Annotated in this window: 3 protein-coding genes; 2 read left to right on the top strand and 1 reads right to left on the bottom strand. The window is 69.9% G+C overall.

The window, feature by feature from the left end; genetic code table 11:
- Window positions 1-336 precede the first annotated feature (336 nt).
- Both BFF76_RS29285 and BFF76_RS29280 read left to right on the top strand, forming a co-directional pair.
- Window positions 337-1401, top strand: coding sequence for a C40 family peptidase (locus tag BFF76_RS29285; RefSeq protein ID WP_065849433.1), 1065 nt, complete (start codon window positions 337-339; stop codon window positions 1399-1401).
- Window positions 1402-1610: 209 nt separating this feature from the next.
- On the top strand, window positions 1611-2159 hold the full coding sequence (locus tag BFF76_RS29280; protein ID WP_065849432.1) for a GNAT family N-acetyltransferase: 549 nt from the start codon (window positions 1611-1613) through the stop codon (window positions 2157-2159).
- A gap of 29 nt (window positions 2160-2188) precedes the next feature.
- Here BFF76_RS29280 and BFF76_RS29275 read toward each other — a convergent pair.
- Window positions 2189-3190 (bottom strand): type IV secretory system conjugative DNA transfer family protein (locus BFF76_RS29275; protein WP_244167368.1); only part of this gene is annotated, 1002 nt, incomplete at its 5' end.

Below are 3190 nucleotides of genomic sequence, written 5' to 3'. Positions count from 1 at the left end.
CGGGGCTTTTCTGCGTTCACGACTCCCGCCGGTTGGCGACGGCCTGGGGCCGCGCGAGCCGCCGGCCACCCATGGGAAGTGCCGACGCACCGTCAGGTTCTCGCTACGCGGCGTGCGTCGTGAGTAAAGGAAGTCCCTTGTGTGTCGACATTCGTCCGTTGAGGATTGAACTCTTCACAGGATGGTCACTAGGGTCAGGATTCGAACCTTCGCGCGACCGATCACCCATCAGGGGTGGCAGTGAAGGAACCGCCGAGTCCGTGACGTGCACGGAGCCGGGATTTGTTCGTATCCCGCAACCCGGTAGGCGGCTCGAGGAAGAAGGAGCTTTCCTTCGTGGCGTCCCACCGTCGTCCCAAGCAGCCGAGCCGCACCCGTGTGACCGTGCTCTCCGCGACCGCCGCAGCAGCCGTGGCCCTGACCTCCCAGGCCGCCCACGCCGACCCCAAGCCGACCAAGAGCGAGGTCAAGGCGAAGGTCGACAAGCTCTACCACGAGGCCGAGGTCGCCACCGAGAAGTACAACGGGGCCAAGGAGCAGCAGGACAAGCTCAAGAAGCAGGCCGACGCGCTCCAGGACAAGGTCGCCCGTGGCCAGGACGAGCTCAACACCCTGCGTGGGCAGCTCGGTTCGTTCGCCACTGCGCAGTACCGCTCCGGTGGTCTCGACCCGTCGGTCCAGCTGCTGCTCTCCTCGGACCCGGACAGCTTCCTCGAGCAGGCGTCCGCTCTCGACCAGTTGACGGCCAAGCAGGCCGAGTCGCTGCAGAAGATCCAGGCGAAGCAGCGCGCCCTCGCGCAGCAGCGCAAGGAGGCGCAGGGCAAGCTCAGCGACCTTGACGCCGTACGCAAGACGCTCGGCACGAACAAGCAGAAGTTCCAGGGCAAGCTCGCCGAAGCCCAGAAGCTGCTGAACACCCTCACTGCCGCAGAACGGGCCAAGATGGCCGAGGAGGAGGAGCAGCGCGCCACCCGCGCCGCCGGTGAGCGGGTCGACCTGGGCAGCGGATCTTCCGGTAACGAGGCTGTCGAGCTGGGCAAGGAGGTCCCCGCGTCCGCCCTGGGTGCCGCAGCCCTCCAGGCCGCCCACACACGGGTGGGCAAGCCCTATGTCCGAACCGCCACGGGTCCCGACTCCTTCGACTGTTCGGGGCTGACCATGTGGGCCTATGCCCAGGCCGGTGCCCAGATCACCCGTACCACGTTCACTCAGATAAACCAGGGCACCCGCATCGCCCGCAGCCAGCTGAAGCCGGGCGACCTCGTCTTCTTCAGCAACACCTCGCACGTGGGTCTCTATGCGGGCAACAACACCGTGCTGCACGCCCCGTACCCAGGTACCAATGTCCGCTACGAGTCGATGAGCACCATCGGCAGCTACCAGGCCGCGGTGCGCATCTGATCACCCCCGTACCGGACCGCTGGCGTAGGCGCACTCGCCGGCTACCTGCGGCTTCGTCGCTCTGAACCAGTCCCTGGCGACCGAGAGCCCCGGTGGTCCCGCCGCCGAGGCATATCCGTCGAGCATGCCAAGAATGCTCTGCGGCTGGACGGCTGACAGCCCGGCGAATCTCGTTTGCTGTGGTGGGGGCGGCAGGGCACGATCGGCTGATGGACTACGTCGTGCGTGCGGTGCGGGCCGGGGAGTGGCGGCGGGCCAGGGAGATCCGGCTCGTGGCCCTGCGGGACCCGGCTGCCCCGATCGCCTTTCTCGAGACGTACGAGCAGGCGCTGACCAAGCCCGATGTGTTCTGGCAGGAGCGGACGGCGGGCGCCGCGGCGGGGGATCACAGCCGGCAGTTCATCGCGGAGGCGTCCGAAGGCCAGTGGGCGGGAACGGTGACGGTGCTCGTGGAGCGGCCGGCGGGCGAACCCGGTTTCGGGGAGGCCGCCGAGGTCGATCAGGCCCATCTGGTAGGGGTGTTCGTCAGGCCGGGGCACCGGGGGCGTGGGGTGGTGGACGCGCTGTTCCGTGAGGCGATCGACTGGTCCTGGTCGGTGGCCGGGCCGCCACTGCGGCGGGTACGGCTCTACGTGCACGAGAGGAACGGGCGGGCTGCGGCCTCGTACCGCAGGATCGGCTTCGTCCCGACCGGGAGGACGCTGCCGATGGAGGGTGATCCGGCGGCCCTGGAGCTGGAGTTCGAGATCCGCCGTTAGAAGCGGGGCGGGCGAGGCAGCGGGTGCGGTCAGGGCGTGGGCAGGCGTTCCCGCCAGCGGGCACGGGCCTGTTCCTCGGAGCGGAGCAGGGCCAGGGTGGCCATTCCCTGGCCCTGGCCGGCGGACAGCAGCCGGGGGAGCTCGGGAAGCGGAGCCACTGCTGCGACGTCGTCGAGGACGAGCGTCATTGGTGGGTCGAGCCGACCGTCGGTTGACCGTACGGCCATGCGGCGGCCGTGCTCGACCACGTGCGAGGCGAGTGCGGTGAGCAGGGGCATCGCACCGGGGTGGTGGCGGGGATCCTCGATGGGTTCACCGACCACATAGAGCGTTCCCCCTTCACGTGCAAAAGAATCCAGTGCGAGCGCATCGGCTCGATTGGGGGTGCACGCCTCGCGGATGTGGACCGAGGAGAGGGCGGAAAAGGCTCGTACGGTCAGTTCCTGTGCCATGTCCCGGCGTTCGGGGTATGCCGTGAGCGCGGACTCCAGGAGCCCGGCGTGCCCGGAGGCTGCCTTGGGGTGCGTACGGAGCAGGCGCACCGGCTCGTGGCTGCCTGCGCCGGAGGCCCAGCGGTGGACCTGGCGGAGGGGGCGGCCGTCCACGGCCGCGGCGTGCAGCCAGCACTGGAGCAGGGTCTGTGCGGTGTCGGCGACGGCCGCGTCGATCCTGGCAGGGGGGCGTACGGGGGTGAGGAGCGCGGCAGCCCGGGAGGCCGAGATGGCGGGGTCCTCGCAGCCCGCGACGGGTGACCAGTGGAGGCGGGCCGGGGTGTCGCAGAGGTGGCCCGGGTCGTAGACGAGGACGGGGCCGAGCTTGCTGCGGGCGTCCTTGGTCTCGGCCCAGACAGTGGGGTCCGAGGCCACGACGAGGGCGGGGCCTTCAGCTTCCCGGATGGCCTGGACGACCGCCGGCCGGCGGGTGGCGGAGGCGCCGTAGAGGACGTGCGGGGTGCGCGGGGTGGGGAGCAGCGGCGACGTCTCCTGCGTGTACGCGGCGAGGGGCGCGGTGGAGGTGGTCGCTCGTGCGTA

Origin of the sequence: Streptomyces mutomycini, assembly GCF_001700505.1 — a bacterium.
Classification (GTDB): Bacteria; Actinomycetota; Actinomycetes; order Streptomycetales; family Streptomycetaceae; genus Streptomyces; species Streptomyces mutomycini.
This window is presented reverse-complemented; position numbering and strand designations above follow the sequence as displayed.

Excerpts from the sequence above, each read along its gene's own strand:
- BFF76_RS29280 (WP_065849432.1), top strand. The coding sequence starts at position 1,611 with ATGGACTACGTCGTGCGTGCGGTGCGGGCCGGGGAGTGGCGGCGGGCC.